The following is a 15,852-nucleotide window of genomic DNA, read 5'->3' on the forward strand; positions in this document are numbered from 1 at the left end:
ACATGTCTTGATGAATTCACTGCACGACACCTACGGCCTCACACCCGTCATCAACGCGGCCGGCAGCTACACGCCGGTCGGCGTTTCGCGCTCCACGCGCGCGGTCGCCGACGTGGTGGGCGAGTCGCTCACCGAGTTTTTTGTGATCGAAGAGCTGCAAGCGGCAGCCGGTGCTGCCATCGCCCGCTACGCTGGCGCCGAAGCGGCCACCGTGATGCACTGTGCCGCGGCGGGCATCACGATGGCCATCGCCGGTGTGATGGCCGGTGTGGACGCGGCCAGGATCGCTGCGCTGCCGGACGCGACGGGCCTGCCGCACAAGGTGGTGCTGCCGGCCGGCCATGCGGTGGACTACGGGCACCCGATCGTCACCGACATCCGGTTGGCCGGCGCCACGCCGGTGCTGGCCGGTACCGAGCAGCGGTGCACCCTCGCCGAGCTGGAGCAGGCGCTGGCGGCGCCCGACACGGCCTGCCTGCTGCTGGTGGCCTCGCGGTTGGTGAAGGGCGAGGCGGTCGACCTGACGCAGGCGGTGGCTGCGGCTCACCGGCGCGGTGTGCCGGCGCTCATCGACGGCGCGGCGCAAGACCTGCGCATTCCGGCGCTGCTGGCCACCGGCGCCGACGCGGTGATCATCAGCGCGCAGAAGTACCTGGCAGCACCCACCGCAGGGCTGGTCGTCGGGCGTACAGCGCTGGTGCAGGCTGCGCACGCGCAGGAAAAAGGCATCGGCCGTGCGATGAAGGCCACCAAGGAAGCGCTGCTCGGTTGCCTTGCCGCGATCGGGCAGCGCGAGCGGCTCGATGTCGGCGCATGGCAGGCCGAGCAGGACACCAAGGTGGCGTTTTTCGTCGAACGGGCGGCACGCCTGCCGGGGCTGCAGGCCCAGGCGCTGCAAGACCCGGCCGGCATGCCGTTCTCGCGTGCGGTGTTGTCGGTGGACCCGGCCGTGGCAGGGCGCAGCGCGGCCACGCTGCTGCAGGAACTGCGTGAAGGCTCGCCGTCGATCTGGGTGATGGGCCACGAGGCCGGACAGGGCCGGCTGGTGCTGGAATTCGTGCCCTTGCGCCACGACGAGATCGTGCGCATCCTGGCCCGGTTGCAGCAGGTTCTGCAGGCCTGACGGGGCCGCTCAAGCGTCGCCGGGCGCAGACTCCTCCAGCTTCAGGCCGACTTCGGCGATGCGGGCACCGTCCATGCTGCGCACGGCCAGCGTCGCGCTGCCCAGCGGCAGCCGGTCGCCCACCACGGCGGGCCGCCCGAGCGCACGCGACATCCAGTCGGCCAGCGCGGCCTGCGGGTTGTCGGGGGCCGGCAGGCCGTAGAACTCGCACACGGGCCCCACCGGCGCGCGGCCGTCCAGCACGAAGTCGCCGAACACGGCGCGGGTGCGCTGCTCGTCGCTGTATTCGGGCAGCGCCACACCCAGGCGCTTGCCGGCGTAGCCGATGGTCGTGCCCTGCAACAGCAGCGACACCAGCACCACGACGAAGGCGACGTTGAACAGCAGCATCGAGTTCGGCACGCCGGCCATCAGCGGGAACACCGCCAGCACGATGGGCACTGCGCCGCGCAGGCCCACCCAGGAGATGAACCACACCTCGTTGGCGCGAAAGCGGAACGGCGCCAGGCACAGCCACACCGCGATCGGCCGCGCCACCAGCATCAGCACGGCGGCCACGCCGAGTGCCGGGCCGGCCGTGCTCAGCATCTCGGACGGCGTGACCAGCAGGCCCAGCAACAAGAACATGCCGGCCTGCGACAGCCAGGCGTAGCCGTCCATGGCCGACAGCGACACGCGCACGCGGGCGGTGGCGCGGTTGCCGGCGATCATGCCCGCCAGGTACACGGCCAGGAAGCCGGAGCCGCCGATCCAGCCGGTCAGGCCGAACACACCCAGCCCCGCCGACACCAGCAGCAGCGCGGTGATGCCGCCGCCGGAGTCGCTGGCTTCGGGCAGGCGGTTCAGCAATGCCGAAAGGCCCAGGCCCGCGGCGACGCCGAGCGCGCCGCCGATGCCGAACTGCAGCACGAAGGTGGCGACGATGGTGTGCAGGCCGCTGCCGCTGGCCGCCGCACCGGCCTCGGTGCCCACGATCACGGCAATGAAGGCCAGCGTCAGGTACACGGCCATCGGGTCGTTCATGCCCGACTCGATTTCCAGCGTGGCGGCCACGCGCTCGTTCAGCGTCACGCCCGACTTCTTCAGCAGCGCGAACACCGCTGCGGCATCGGTGGAGCCGACGATGGCGCCCAGCAGCAACCCGTGGCGCCACTCCACGTCGAGCAGCAGCGTCGCGGCCGCGCCGGTGAGCGCGGCGCTGATCGCCACCCCCACGGTGGCCAGCAGCAACGAAGGTTTCAGGCCGGTGCGGAAGGTCGAGTAAGCGGTGCGCAGGCCGCCATCGAGCAGGATCACCGCCAGCGCGATGTTGCCGACCCAGAAACTGAGCCGGAAGTCGTCGAAGTGCAGCCCGCCGGGGCCGTCCTCGCCGGCCAAGGCGCCCGCGAGCAGAAAGACCAGCAGGAAGGAAAAACCGACGCGCGTCGAGAACAGGCCTGAGATGACGCTCAGGAACACCAGGGCCGACGCGGCAAAAAGCGGAATGTTGACGAAATCCATGGGCAAGGTGAAACGGACAGCCGCGACCTTAGCAGCAGTGCGTCACCTTTGCCTCCATTGGCCCGTGCGGCGGCCGTCTGCCGCGGCGGCACGGCCCCGGTTTCAGCGCGCGGTTGTCGTCCCGGCCAGTTGCTCGCGCACCTCGGCGAGCTTGCCCTTGAGCCGGCGCGCCTGCCCCTCGCTCATGCGCAGCAGCACCTTCTGGCCGCTGGCCAGCGACTCCAGCGCCGGGTCAACGAATTCGTAGCGCACCCACGGGCGCGTCGACGCCACCGGCCCCTGTACCTCGACGAGGTGCACGCGCGGCGGCTGCGATGGCTGCGGCGTGGCCAGCAGCAGGTCGATCACCGCGACGAGCCGGTCGTTGAAATAGCGGCCGGGGTAGCCCAGTTCCTCGTAGGCCTGCTGGAACTGCGGGTACAGCCGCGTGTACCAGGCGAGTGCACGTTCGGTGTCGATGCGTTCGACCAGCGCGACGAAAGGCTCATAGCGCGCGGCGTTGCGCGCATCGATGACGCCGCCCGCGCCGGTGTCGGCGGCCGTGAAGCGGCCCGGTGACGGGTCGACCGGCCACAGCCGGGGCGGCGCATGGGCGCGGCCGAGGTTGTCGACGGTGGCGACGACCCGGCGCACGAAGCCGTCGAGCTGCAGCATCGACAGCGCGGCAGGGCTGTCGACGAGGTCGGCAATCGCGGCGTCCACGGTGGCGGGCGCTTCGGCGGCCGGCGGGGCCTCTTCTGACACGGGGTAGCGCGGGCCTTCGGCGGGGGGCGGGGCGGCGGGCGCCTGCGCGACGTCCTGCGGGGCGGTGCGCGCCTGCTGCGTTGGCGCGGGCGGCGGCTGCTGGCGCTGCCACCACAGGTAGCCCACGCTCGACAGCGCGGCGAGCAGCAACACCGTGAACAGCGCGGTGAACCATTTTTCCTTCATCGGTTGTCTCCTGGTCTTGGGGTCGACAGGTGCGACTCGGCCGGTCGCCTTGGGGTTCCGGCACCGAGTATGCGTGGCGGCTGCGAAGCGGCCCCCTGCGCGCGGGCGCGCAAGTTGCTGCAATGGATTGCACATCTTGCGCACCACGCCATGCCGACCTTTCAGGGACTTCACACGCACGCACTGACCGGCCGGCAGTTCGCCTACCAGGGCGAGTACCAGGTCGAAGGGCAGGTGGCGCGTTGGCATGCGCGCATCGAGCAGGGCGGCCGCGTGGTCGACGAACTCGAAGGCACGGCCATCTTCAACTCGGCCGACATGGACGCCGTCAAGGCGGTGATGGTCGGCGTGCAAAGCCGCATCGATGCGGCCGACTACGACATTCCCTGAACGGCCGCAGCCTGCGGCATGGTGCTTGCATCGCGTTGGCGATGCTCCAGGAGCGGAACGATGGAACTGCCCAAACTTCGCTGGATACGCCGCTGCGCCCAGCGCTTTCTCGACACCAACCCCTGGCTCGAAGCCGACCAGGCGATCACGCTGGCGGCCGGGCTGTGGCTGAAGGCCGAAGACTGGCCCTCGCCCGAGGAGGCGGCCGACACCGAGGCCGCCGCCTGGGAAGACGACGCCAGTGACCCGGCCGGGGGCCGGCAGACCCTGCACTGAGCGTGAAATAGGGTCAAACCCCTCTGCACTCGTCCTGCCATATGGCGCGCGGCGTCATCTGCCGGTGGTAAGGTGCAGGTGTCGCATGAGGAGGGTGGTTTGGACCAATTGAACTTTCCCCGCAGGCGCGCTGCGCTCGGCACCCGCCGCGCAGCGCGAGTGGTCGACGCGGGAGGCGCTCATGGCTGAAGACCGCGATGGCGAAGCTGCCGATGCGAACTGGCTGCGCATGGTCGACCAATGTGCCGGCAAGCCGGCGTCCACCGCCAAGCACCCGCGGCCCGCACGCGCCAACGCCCGCACGGCCAGCCTGGCCGCAGCCGCGTTGCAGGGGCCTCCGCCCGAGCGCGAAGTGCTGCGCGCCATGCTGCCCGAAGTGGCGCAGCACCTGCGCGCCCGGCGCGTCGACCTGATCCCGGCGCGCGACATCGCGCTGTACCTGGTGCTCGAATGGCTCGAATGGCATGGCGGTTCGCTGCGCCTGACCGACGTCGGCCACAACGTCTGCGAGCAAGTCCCGCAGCGCGAAACCTGAAGTTGCGTTGACGCAACGCCGGTGCGGCCGCACGGGCGGCGCCGGGCATTTCTTTTCCCCTCGTTTACCCCTAGGGCAGCCGGCCAGGAACGCCGGCGCGGCCGCTTGCGTTGCGTTTCTTTCGTGCGCGCGTCACGAATGAAACTACATCGACTACACAGCGCAACGAACCAAATCCGGCGTCAGGACGTGCTTCCTACATTGGCCTCGCACGAACGGGCGAGGACGCCGGCTCCCACTGCGCACTCCCCGTTGTCGTGATGTCTGTCCAACAACTGGAGGAGCGCAATGACTTTCCGTTTTCGTTTGCTGCCGCTGGCCGCGGCCCTGATGGCAAGCGCGCCTGCGTTCGCGCAGAAGGTGCCGATCGATTTCCATGGCTATTTCCGTTCCGGGGTCGGAGGCTCCTCGGGCGGGGGCGACCAGGCCTGTTTCCAGCTGCCGGGCGCGCCCAAGAAGTACCGGCTCGGCAACGAGTGCGAGACCTACGGCGAGCTGTCGCTGAACGCGACCGTGATGGAGGTCGAGAACGGCCCGAAGTTCAACATCGGCACCATGCTCGCCTTCTCGGTGCCCAACCACCAGGACTGGGAGCAGTTCGACCCGTCGTGGCGCGAGGTCTATGTCGAAGCCGTCGGCATCGGCGAAGGCGCGTTCTCGAAGGCCAGCCTGTGGGCCGGCAAGCGCTACTACGACCGCCACGACGTCCACATCAACGACTTCTACTACTGGAGCAACAGCGGCCCGGGTGCGGGCATCGAAAACGTCGACGTCGGCCTGGGCAAGCTCAGCTACGCGCTGCGCCGCAATGCCGCCGGCGACCGCACGCAGCTGCTGGGGCACGACCTGCGCTGGAAGGACATCCCCGTCAACACCAACGGCACGCTGACCGTCGGTCTGGACGTGCGGCACCGCCACAGCGACCGCGGCATCAAGAACGCCGGCGGGCAGGGCCTGACGGTGCAGCACCAGCAGACCAAGATCTTCAACGACGGCTACAACAAGCTGGCGCTGCAGTACGGCAAGGGCGCGCTGTCCAACCTCGACCACAGCTTCCCGGCACTCGACGCCGACAAGAGCGACAACTCCTGGCGCATCGTCGAGTCGGTGGTGTGGCAGCCGAGCACCGGCCTGCCGCTGGCCGGCATGGCCACGCTGGTCTACGAAGACCGCGACATCGAGGGCGCCAGCGGCAAGTGGCTGTCGTTTGGCGTGCGCCCGGTGTACTTCTTCAACGACCGCTGGAGCGGTGCGGTGGAGCTGGGCCATGACCAGTTCAAGCCCGACAGCGGCGCGAAGCAGAACCTGACCAAGCTGACGCTGGCGGCACAGTACGGCACCGCGAAGAACTTCTGGGCCCGGCCGGTGTTCCGCCTGTTCTGGACGCATGCGAAGTGGAACTCGGGGGCGCAGGCCGCTGCCGACGACAACGAGAACCTGGTCGGCACGGCGGTTTCCAGCACCGGCGTCTTCGGGTCGAAGAAAAGCGGCAGCACCTTCGGCGTTCAGGCTGAAGTTTGGTGGTGACTGTTGACCACCCCCTACCGGCTGCGCCGGCCCCCTCAAGGGGGCAACACCAGCGGACCGGCGGAGCCGGATCCGCGGTGTTCGTTGGGCCGGCGCAAGCCGTGCGCGGGGCGCGGCACGGCGGGGGGGGGGACGCAGGCTGACTTTGGGGGCTGCTCTTGGGCGGCCATGTGAGGGGGCGTGCACACCGCGGGGCGGCGACGCTGGGTCCGCGGTGTGCGTTTTTGTGTTTGCGGGGCGCGGCACGTTGAGGTGACGCAGGCTGACTTTGGGGGCTGCTCTTGAGCGGCCATGTGAGGGGGAGTGCACACCGCGGGGCGGCGACGCTGGGTCCGCAGTGTGCGTTTTTTGTGTTTGCGGGGCACGGCACGTTGAGGTGACGCCGGGTGACTTTGGGGGCTGCTCTTGGGCGGCCATGTGAGGGGGAGTGCACACCGCGGGGCGGCGACGCTGGGTCCGCAGTGTGCGCTTTTTGTGTTTGCGGGGCACGGCACGTTGAGGTGACGCAGGCTGACTTTGGGGGCTGCGCTTGGGCGGCCATGTGAGGGGGCGTGCACACCGCGGGCGGCGACGCTGGGTCCGCGGTGTGCGTTTTTGTGTTTGCGGGGCGCGGCACGTCGAGGTGACGCAGGCTGACTTTGGGGGCTGCCCTTCGGCGGCCGTGTGAGGGGGAGTGCCCACCGCGGGGCGGCGACGCTGGGTCCGCGGTGTGCGTTTTTGTGTTTGCGGGGCGCGGCACGTTGAGGTGACGCAGGCTGACTTTGGAGTCTGCCTCGGGTGGCCATGTGAGGGGGAGCGCCGCGGGCCGGAGACGCTGGGTGCGCAATGTCGCTGCACTGGCAACCGGCGGAAAGCGCGGGGCAGCAAAGGACACGGCGGCGCGCCACGATGGGCGCGCCGCCGCGCAACCGTCAGAGCGAGGCCGCTCGACGGGCCACTTCAGGAGCGGCTTGAGGAGACCGTTGCGCGACGTCGGCTTCACCGCCGGCGGGGACGCTGCGGCGCAGGGCCTGGCCGTCGCGGCGGAACACGTGCACTGACTCGGGCGGCAGTGTGAACGGCAGCGTGTCGCCGATGGCGATGCGCTCGTCCTGCACCTTGGCCAGCAGCGGCAGCTGGCTGCTTTGCGGCACCGACAGATAAACATAGCTGTGCTCGCCGAGGCGTTCGACGTGGGTCACCTGGGCCCGGTGCGGGCCTTCGCCGACGCGCACGTGCTCGGGGCGGATGCCGAGCGTGACCGGCTCGCCCGGTTGCACGCTGCCTTCCACGTGCGCGACGCAGGGACTGCCATTCCACAGGGCCTCCAGCGTGTGGTCGGACAGCGTCGTGGCGATTGCCGGCAGGAAGTTCATCGACGGCGAGCCGATGAAGCCCGCGACGAACTGGTTGGCCGGGTGGTGGTACAGCTCCAGCGGGTGCCCGGCCTGCGCGATGCTCTGGCCGCCATGCGCGGCCGGGTCGGGCCGCAGCAGCACGATCTTGCTGGCCAGCGTCATGGCTTCGACCTGGTCGTGCGTCACGTAGACCATGCTGGCCGAGCCGAGCTCGCGGTGCAGGCGCGCGATCTCGACACGGGTGGCCACGCGCAGCGCGGCGTCCAGGTTGGACAGCGGCTCGTCGAACAGGAACACCTTGGGCTTGCGCACGATGGCCCGGCCGATCGCGACGCGCTGGCGCTGCCCACCGGACAAGGCCTTGGGCTTGCGGTCGAGCAGGCCGTCGAGATGCAGGATGCGCGAGGCGTCCTGCACGCGGCGCTCGATCTCGGGCTTGGCGCATTTCTGCTGCTGCAGGCCGAAGGCCATGTTCTCGTACACGGTCATGTGCGGGTACAGCGCATAGCTCTGGAACACCATCGCGACATTGCGTGCCGACGGCGGCAGGTCGTTCACCACCACGCCGTCGATCTCGATGTCGCCGTCGGTGGCATCTTCCAGGCCGGCGATCATGCGCAGCAGCGTGGACTTGCCGCAGCCCGACGGGCCGATGAAGACGCAGAATTCGCCCGGGTCGATGTCGAGGTTGATGTTCTGCAAAACGGGAACGTCGGCGAAGGTCTTCTCGACGTTGCGCAATTGGATACGGCTCATGGTGTCTGTCTCTGGTTATGGATGCCGTCAACCCTTGACGGCGCCGGCCGTCAGGCCGGAGACGATCAACCGCTGGAAGTACAGCACCAGCAGCACCAGCGGCATCGTGACGATCACCGAAGCGGCCATGATGGTGCCCCAGGGCAGTTCGTAGCCGCTGGGCCCGCTGATCAGCGCGATGGCCACCGGCACGGTGCGCTGTTCGGTCGACAGCGTGAAGGTCAGCGCGAACAGGAATTCGTTCCAGGCCGCGATGAAGGCCAGCAGCCCGGTGGCCGCCATCGCGGGCCACAGCAGCGGCATGAAGATCTTGAAGATCAGCGTGAAGACGCCGACGCCGTCCATCGTTGCGGCCTCTTCCAGTTCCTTGGGCAGCTGCTTCATGAAGGTGACCAGCACCCACACCGTGAACGGCAGCGTCAGCAGCAGGTCAGCGAACAGCAGCGAGCCCAGGTGGTCGTACAGGCCGGCCCAGCGCACCAGCTCGAACATGCCCGACAGCACGGCCACCTGCGGGAACATCGACGCCGACAGGATGGTCATCAGCAGCACGCCGCGGCCGCGGAACTGCACGCGCCCCAGCGCCCAGGCCGCCATCAGGCTGACGCCGAGCGAGATCAGCACCACGCCGCCGGCCACGATGACCGAATTCAGCAAGTTGTGCGCGAACGGCTGCTCGCTGAAGACGGCGACGTAGTTCTCCAGCGTGGGCCGATCGGGGATCATCTCGGGCGAAAACAGCCCGGTGCGCCCCTTCAGCGAGCTGGAGATGGCATACAGGAAGGGGAACACCGAGAAGAACACCAGCGCGGCCGCGGCCGCCAGGTAGCCAATGCGCTTCATCAGCGCCGCAGCGCTCATCGGCTTGGTGCGGCGCGGGCGGCGCGCGTGTGTCGTGGCGGCGGTGGCGGCGATCGGATGCGAACTCATGCTTCCACCTTCTGCAGGGCCGGCCGCAGCAAGCCCATGTACAGGATCGTCATCAGCGAGATCGTGAAGAATACGACCGTGGCCGCCGCGGAGCCGTAGCCGACGAGCTGAAAGTCGATCAGTTGTTCGCGCACGAACACCGACATGCTTTTCGTCGATCGGCTGTTGGAGGTCATCACGTAGATCAGGTCGAACACCCGCATGGAATCGAGCATGCGGAAGATCATGGCCACTGCGACGCCGGGCAGGATCAGCGGCAGCGTCACCTTGCGGAACACGGTGAAGGGCGGCACGCCGTCGACGCGCGCGGCCTCGTAGCAGTCGGCGGGCACCATCTGCAGCGCGGCGAGGATCAGCAGCGCCATGAAGGGCGTGGTTTTCCACACGTCCACCAGCACGATGGTGAACAGCGCCAGGTCCGGGTCGGCCGTCCACGCGATGGGCGTGGACATCAGGCCCCACGACATCAGGTAGTGGTTCACCACGCCGAACTGGTCGTGCAGCATCCAGCTCCACATCTTGGCCGACACCACGGTCGGGATGGCCCATGGGATCAGCATCGATGCACGCAGCAGCGTGCGCAGGCGCGACGGGTGGTTCAGCAGCAGCGCCACGCCCAGACCGAGCAAGGTTTCCAGCGTGACGGACAGGCCCGCGAACACCAGCGTGTTGCCCACCGCGCCCCACCACTCGGGGTCGGCCAGCAGGCCGTATTCGCCGACGTAGTTCTCCAGCCCGACGAAGTTCCACTCGTCCAGGTTGGACAGCTGCACGTCGGTGAAGCTGAGCCAGATGGTGCGGCCCAGCGGCCACCCGGCCACCAGCAGCAGGATGAGGAGCATCGGCGTGGCCATCAGCCACGCGCGGCGCACCCGGTCGGCCGAGAGCGAGGATCGTCGGGTTGTCATGGGACGGTGCGGCAAGAAGTTCGGGCAGCCCGGGCGCGTGCAGCGGCGGTGCCTGCGCGCGCCCGGGATCGGTTCAGCGTGTGGCGACTGGGCTCACTCCCACTTGCCGGAGCGGCCGATGCGGCCCAGCGACTTGTCCAGCCGGGCCAGCGAGTCCTGCGCCTTCGCCTTGCCCGACAACACCTCGTGCACGGCATTCCAGAACTGGTTGCTGACCTGGTTGTACTTGGCGCCGGTGACGGTGGCGGGGCGGCCGACCGCGCTGGTGAAGGTGTCGAGCAGCTCGATCATGAAGGGGTTGGCCTTCGCGATGTCGGCGTCCTTGTAGAGCGCGGCGATGGTCGGGTTGAACGAGCCCGTGATCGCGCGTTCCTTCTGCACCTGCGCGCTGGTCATGTACAGCACCAGTGCGGCGGCGGCGTCGGCGTTCTTCGAATACTTCGACACCGCCAGCACCTGGCCGCCGAGTGTGGCCGCATGGCGGCCGCCGGCGGCGCCCTTGGGCAGCACCGCCACGCCGACCTTGCCCTTCACGGCGCTGCCTTCGCCCTGCGAAAGCGACCACGCATACGGCCAGTTGCGCATGAACACCGCGTTGCCGGCCTGGAACACGCCACGGGCCTCTTCTTCGGCGTAGTTCAGCACGGCCGACGGCGAGATCGTGCCGACCCAGCTCGCGGCCGTGCTGATGGCCTTCACCGCGTTCGGGTTGTTGATGCTGACCTTGCCGTCGGGCTCGACGATGGTGCCGCCGCCATGGCTGGCCACCCATTCGAGGGCGTCGCAGGTCAGGCCTTCATAGGCCCGGCCCTGCCACACATAGCCCCACAGCTTGTCGTTGCCGGCGGCGCGCTCGGCCTCCTGGATCTTCTTCGCGGTGGCGGTGAGGTCGTCCCAGGTCGTCGGCACCTTGGCGCCGTGCTTGGACAGCAGGTCCTTGCGGTAGTACAGCAGGCCGGCGTCGATGAACCACGGCATCGCGACCAACTGGCCGTCGACCTGCATGTTGGAGACAAAACCCGGGAAGTGTTCTTTCTCGACGCCCTTCGAATAGGGCTTGAGGTCGAGCAGGTGGTTGGCCAGCATGCCGGGCCACACCACGTCGACCATGAACACGTCGATCTTGTCGGAGCGCGAGCTCAGCACCTGCTGGTACAGCGCCAGCCGCTCGCTCGCGTCGTTCGGCGTGGCGACGACCTGCACCTCGTTGCCGGTCTTCTTGGCCCACTCGGCGGCGGCGGACTTGCACAGCTCCAGCTCCTGGCCCACCGCGCCGCAGGACACCTTGATCGAGGCCGCCTGTGCAGCCGCGCCTATGACGACGCCCAACACCAAGGCGCTCAGCTTGTATCGTTTCATCGAAGTCCTCCAGATTGCGAAATCAGTCTTGACCGAAGACGCAGCTCGCGAAGCGACGGCCGTCACGCCATGCGCCTCGCGGGTTGTCTCCTTGTGCGGCCGACGGCTGCGGCCGCTTGCTTGTCGAACCCACGTGCCGGCGGCCGTGGCTTCTGGAGCTATCAGACCCCGGGTGGGTGAACTCTGGATTTCGATTGTTTAAAGCCGGACTCAGAGCTTGAAACAGCACGCAGGGGCGTCAAGGCGCAGGCAACCACCGTGCCTGTGGCATGGCAGTCATGTCTCGGTGACGCCTTCGGCAGCGTCGGCCATCACGCCGGCCAGCCACACCTCGAGTGCGGGCAGCTCGAACGGCTTTTGCAGGAATGCGGCGGCCGGGTCCCAGGCGGTGCGCTCCTGCAGCATCTCGGGCGACAGGCCGGACATCAGGGCGACCGGCCGTCCCGGCCAGCGCGTCGCCACCTCGCGTCGCAGTCGCAGGCCATCCATGCCGGCACCGAGGCAGATGTCCGACAGCACCAGCGTCGGCTCGCACCCCTGCGCCATGGCGGCAAGCGCGTCTTCGGCGCTGGCCACCGGGCGGGGGTGGGCACCGGCTTTTTCCAGCATGTCGGTCACCGTGGCGCGAAAAGCTTCGTCGTCGTCGACCACCAGCACCTCCAGCCCGGTCAGCGGACGCGGCACCGGCAGGGCGCGCGCCGCGCTGACGGCTTGCGGCGCGGGCGCGGTCGAGCACGGGAAGCTGAGCCGCACCGCGGTGCCGACGCCCTGTGCGCTGGCCAGCGAGATGTCGCCGCCCGACTGCTTGACGAAGCCGTAGACGATGGACAGGCCCAGGCCGCTGCCGACGCCCGCGGCCTTGGTGGAGAAGAAGGGCTCGAACACCTTGCCTTGCAGATGCTCGGGGATGCCGGTGCCGGTGTCGCGCACCTGCACCTCGACATGGCCATCGGCCCGGGCGGTGGCGACCGTCAACCGGCCACCCGCCGGCATGGCCGCAGCGCTGTTCAGCACCAGGTTCAGCAGGCTGTTCTCGAGCTGGCCGCGGTCGACGAAGACGTAGGCCCCGGGCGCATCGAGCTCGAATGCCACGGTCACCTGCGAGCCCGCGCTGTATTCGATCAGGTCGCCCATCTCCTCCACCATTTCATCGACGGCCACGTGCTCGGCCTGCAGCGGCTGGCGCCGCGCGAAGGCGAGCAGCCGCCGAGTCAACCCGGCGGCGCTGTGGGCGGCGCGCTGCACGCGCGCGAGCTGCGCCTGCGCGGTGGACTGCGCGGAGAGTTCGGCCTCGACCAGCGACAGGTTGCCGAGGATGGTGCCGAGGTAGTTGTTGAAGTCGTGCGCGACGCCGCCCGTCAACTGGCCCAGCACCTCCAGCTTCTGGGCATGCTGCAGCTGCGACTCGATGGCGCGGCGCGCGGTCAGGTCGGTCACCAGCGTGACGGCGCCGCTGCCGGGCATGGCGCGCGTGCGCAGGTCGAAGACCTGGCCGTCGGGCAGGCGCAGCTCGATGTGGTCGAAGGCCGAGAAGTCGCCGGGGCGTGCAGTCGTGAGGCGGTTGGGCGCGGTGTGGCCAGGGGCCAGCCAGGTGGAGCCGGCCGGCAGCTGTGCGAGCAGTTGCTCGGCCGTGAAGCCGCAGCGCGGGTGGATCTCGTAGCGCGCCAGCAACTGGGTGAACTGCGGGTTCCACAGCATCAACCGCTGATCGCTGTCGAACACCGCCAGTGCGTCGGTCATGCTGTTGTGCACGGCCTCGACCATCTCGCGCTGCGTGCGCAGGTCGGTCACCAGCTGCTGTTTCGCGACCAGCGCGTCGCGAAACACCTCGAAGGTGCGCGCCAGCGCGCCGAGTTCGTCGCGACGCCGCGTCGCGGGCGTCGACTGTTTCGTGTCGCCCTGGGCCAGGCGCGACATCACGTTGGTGATGTTCTCGATCTCGGCCACGAGCCGCCGCACGTAGTGGGCGGCGCCGCCGGCAATGGCCAGGCACACCAGTGCCAGCGCGATCATGCCGGTCTCGCCGAAGCGGGCCGCGCGGCCGATCGCGTCGCTGCGCATCGCGGCATTTGCGCGCAGCTTGCCGACGTGCCGCGCCACTTCGTCGCTCAGTTCGTTCGCATTGGCACGGGTCAGCACCACCAGGTAGCTGGCGTGGCGCTCCACGTCGAAGATCGAGCGCCGCAGGCCGAGCACGCTGTCCGGGCCGGTGCTCAATTCGTCGAGCAGCGTGCCGAATTCGGCGCCGTAGGGGGCCAGTGCGCGGCGCCGCTGCGCCGACAGCAGCGAAGCTTCCACATCGGCTTCCAGCCGACCGAGCAGGGCCGGGTCGTCGACCGCGATGCCCATGACCATGCTCGACCATGCGGTGGCGATGCTCGGGTCGAGGATCACCAACCCGCGCCCGCGGCCGTTGAGTTCGGTCCCCAGCCGGTCGAGCTGCACCAGGCGCTGCGCGAAACGCCGCTGCAGCTCCAGCTTCTCGCGCGTCAGCACGATCAGGAAGTTCAGGTCGCGCCGCACTTCGTCCTGCAGACGCGTCAGCGCGGCACCGAACTCGGTCGACGGCTCCATCCCGGTCGACTGCTGGCGGATCTGCTCCAGCAGATCCAGCACCGCGCTGGTGTTCTCGTTGAAGGCCTCCTCGGTGGCCGAATCGGCCAGCTTGGGCGCCACCGCCGCCAGTTGCGTGGTCCGTTCCGCCAGTTCGAGCGAATGCGAGATGTTCGGCAGCAGGTCGTCCTCGAACCCCGCCACCGCCCGCTGCGCCCCCCGCATCCCGAACCACCCGACCGCCGCGAGCGCGATCGCGGCCACCAGCAGGATCAGAAACGCCGCCAGCAGCCGCGTGCGCACCCGGTCGATGGCCCAAGCCCGCAACGGCGTCATCCGCCCCCCGATCGCCAGGCAAATACGCCCCGCGCCTCAGGCGCGTTCCGCCGCCGCCAGGCGACCGTGCCCCGCGTCCAGCGGGTGCACCCCAGCGGCCACCGTGGATCCGGCTCCGCCGGTCCACCAGTGGCGCCCCCCCGGGGGGGCCGGCATAGCCGGTAGGGGGGGGGTCTCATACCCTCGCCACCTCGGCAGCAAACATGTAGCCGATGCCTCGCTCGGTGCAGATGTATTGCGGGTGCTTGGGGTTGGGCTCGATCTTGCGCCGCAGCCGCAGGATCAGCACGTCGATGGTGCGATCGAACACCTCGGTTTCCAGGCTGCGCGTCTGCTCCAGCAACTGGTCGCGCGTCCAGACGCGGCGCGGATGCCGCACGAACGCCTCGAGCAGCCGGAACTCGCCCTGTGTCAGGGGGCACGGATCGCCGGAGCGCGACCGCAGCTCGCGCTCGGCCATGTCGAGCACCCACTGCCCGAAGCCGAGCCGTTCACCCCGCGGCATGCCATGAGCGCGAGGGGCGGCGGCGCCCGGCTCGGCATAGCGGCGCAGCACGGCACGCACGCGGGCCACCAGTTCGCGCGGGCTGAAAGGCTTGATCAGGAAATCGTCGGCGGCCAGTTCGAGCAGCAGGATGCGGTCGGTCTCGTCGCTGCTGCCGCTGATCATGATCAGCGGCACGCTGGACGTCTGCCGCAGCTGGCGCGCCAGCGTCAGGCCGTCCTCGGCCTTGAGCCGCAGATCGAGCAGCACCAGATCGTAGGCGTGGCGTTCCATCGCCTCGTGCATGGCGCCGCCAGTATGGGCGCCATCGGCGTCGAAACCGGCCTTGCAAAGCAGATCCTGCAGCATGGCCACCATGTCGCGCTCGTCGTCGACGACGAGGATGCGAGGCTTGTGTGTCTCCATTGTCTCCACGGTACCTCCGCCTACAACCGGCCTCCCTGAGGGGCTTGCGGCGAAATTGCATTTGTTTGAGCCGTATTCATACCGTACCGGACGGGCCGCCACGATTGCATGTGTTGTTTCAATTGTTAATCGGCTGGCCGTCCACGTGCATGGCATTTTCTGACGGGCGCGCCGTTTGCTCCCGCTGTAGGACACCGGCGGACAGGCCCGCGTGCAGGCAGCCGACACGAGGCGGCTGGCCCGGCTCCTACGATGCTTTTCACCGAGTTGGCCAGGCGCGGCCATGGATGCAGGAGGTTGCAGATGTCGAATTGGACAGTGGGTTTGAAGGTGGTGGCCCTGGTCGTGAGCGTGCTCGCGGCGGTCGGCGTCGCACTCGGCACCGAGGCCGGCGAGGCGCTGTTGCTGCTGGTCAGCGTACCGGCCGCCGCCGCCGTCGCCATCGGTGTCTCGGCTTTCATCGATCTCGACCGGTGAACGTG

At 68.9% G+C, this 15,852-nt stretch carries 14 protein-coding genes; 6 read left to right on the forward strand and 8 right to left on the reverse strand.

The features are described 5' to 3' along the window. The first annotated feature begins 10 nt into the window (after positions 1–10). Positions 11–1,123 (forward strand): aminotransferase class V-fold PLP-dependent enzyme, encoded by a 1,113-nt coding sequence (locus M8A51_RS10575; RefSeq protein ID WP_251778184.1) that lies wholly within the window; start codon positions 11–13, stop codon positions 1,121–1,123. A gap of 9 nt (positions 1,124–1,132) precedes the next feature. Here the strand turns inward: M8A51_RS10575 and M8A51_RS10580 are convergent, their stop codons facing one another. Beyond that, on the reverse strand, positions 1,133–2,623 hold the full coding sequence (locus M8A51_RS10580; RefSeq protein WP_251778185.1) for a potassium/proton antiporter: 1,491 nt from the start codon (positions 2,621–2,623) through the stop codon (positions 1,133–1,135). 102 nt (positions 2,624–2,725) lie between these two features. Then, the gene (locus tag M8A51_RS10585) at positions 2,726–3,553 is read right to left on the reverse strand and encodes a DUF3014 domain-containing protein (RefSeq protein WP_251778187.1); all 828 of its coding nucleotides are present in this window, start codon (positions 3,551–3,553) and stop codon (positions 2,726–2,728) included. A gap of 150 nt (positions 3,554–3,703) precedes the next feature. Between M8A51_RS10585 and M8A51_RS10590 the strand changes: the two genes are divergently transcribed. The 4 genes from M8A51_RS10590 to M8A51_RS10605 all read left to right on the forward strand — a co-directional run bounded on the left by M8A51_RS10590 (position 3,704) and on the right by M8A51_RS10605 (position 6,281). Next, positions 3,704–3,943 (forward strand): hypothetical protein, encoded by a 240-nt coding sequence (locus M8A51_RS10590; RefSeq protein ID WP_251778188.1) that lies wholly within the window; start codon positions 3,704–3,706, stop codon positions 3,941–3,943. A gap of 60 nt (positions 3,944–4,003) precedes the next feature. Then, complete coding sequence (locus tag M8A51_RS10595) at positions 4,004–4,219, forward strand: hypothetical protein (protein WP_251778189.1); 216 nt, start codon at positions 4,004–4,006, stop codon at positions 4,217–4,219. A 181-nt stretch (positions 4,220–4,400) separates the two neighbouring features. Beyond that, a complete protein-coding gene (locus M8A51_RS10600; protein WP_251778190.1) occupies positions 4,401–4,754 on the forward strand; it encodes a hypothetical protein in 354 nt (117 codons plus the stop codon). A gap of 288 nt (positions 4,755–5,042) precedes the next feature. Continuing rightward, complete coding sequence (locus tag M8A51_RS10605; RefSeq protein WP_251778191.1) at positions 5,043–6,281, forward strand: maltoporin; 1,239 nt, start codon at positions 5,043–5,045, stop codon at positions 6,279–6,281. A 911-nt stretch (positions 6,282–7,192) separates the two neighbouring features. Here M8A51_RS10605 and M8A51_RS10610 read toward each other — a convergent pair. The 6 genes from M8A51_RS10610 to M8A51_RS10635 all read right to left on the reverse strand — a co-directional run bounded on the left by M8A51_RS10610 (position 7,193) and on the right by M8A51_RS10635 (position 15,370). Next, a complete protein-coding gene (locus M8A51_RS10610) occupies positions 7,193–8,374 on the reverse strand; it encodes an ABC transporter ATP-binding protein (RefSeq protein WP_251778192.1) in 1,182 nt (393 codons plus the stop codon). A 27-nt stretch (positions 8,375–8,401) separates the two neighbouring features. Further along, positions 8,402–9,304 (reverse strand): carbohydrate ABC transporter permease, encoded by a 903-nt coding sequence (locus M8A51_RS10615; RefSeq protein ID WP_251778193.1) that lies wholly within the window; start codon positions 9,302–9,304, stop codon positions 8,402–8,404. Beyond that, positions 9,301–10,212: a carbohydrate ABC transporter permease gene (locus M8A51_RS10620; protein ID WP_251778194.1), complete on the reverse strand. Its 912-nt coding sequence runs from the start codon at positions 10,210–10,212 to the stop codon at positions 9,301–9,303. Before M8A51_RS10620 ends, M8A51_RS10615 begins: the two co-directional genes overlap by 4 nt. 93 nt (positions 10,213–10,305) lie before the next feature. Beyond that, positions 10,306–11,571 (reverse strand): ABC transporter substrate-binding protein, encoded by a 1,266-nt coding sequence (locus M8A51_RS10625; protein WP_251778195.1) that lies wholly within the window; start codon positions 11,569–11,571, stop codon positions 10,306–10,308. Positions 11,572–11,847: 276 nt separating this feature from the next. Further along, the gene (locus M8A51_RS10630) at positions 11,848–14,460 is read right to left on the reverse strand and encodes a hybrid sensor histidine kinase/response regulator (RefSeq protein ID WP_251778196.1); all 2,613 of its coding nucleotides are present in this window, start codon (positions 14,458–14,460) and stop codon (positions 11,848–11,850) included. 175 nt (positions 14,461–14,635) lie between these two features. Further along, positions 14,636–15,370 (reverse strand): response regulator, encoded by a 735-nt coding sequence (locus M8A51_RS10635; RefSeq protein WP_251778197.1) that lies wholly within the window; start codon positions 15,368–15,370, stop codon positions 14,636–14,638. Positions 15,371–15,673: 303 nt separating this feature from the next. On the opposite strand from M8A51_RS10635, the gene M8A51_RS10640 reads away from it, so the two are divergent. Further along, positions 15,674–15,847 carry a hypothetical protein gene (locus M8A51_RS10640; RefSeq protein ID WP_251778198.1) on the forward strand — a complete coding sequence of 58 codons (174 nt, stop codon included), beginning with the start codon at positions 15,674–15,676 and terminating at the stop codon, positions 15,845–15,847. The last annotated feature ends 5 nt before the right edge of the window (positions 15,848–15,852 follow it).

This window comes from Caldimonas mangrovi (assembly GCF_023721835.1).
Taxonomy (GTDB): Bacteria; Pseudomonadota; Gammaproteobacteria; order Burkholderiales; family Burkholderiaceae_C; genus Caldimonas; species Caldimonas mangrovi.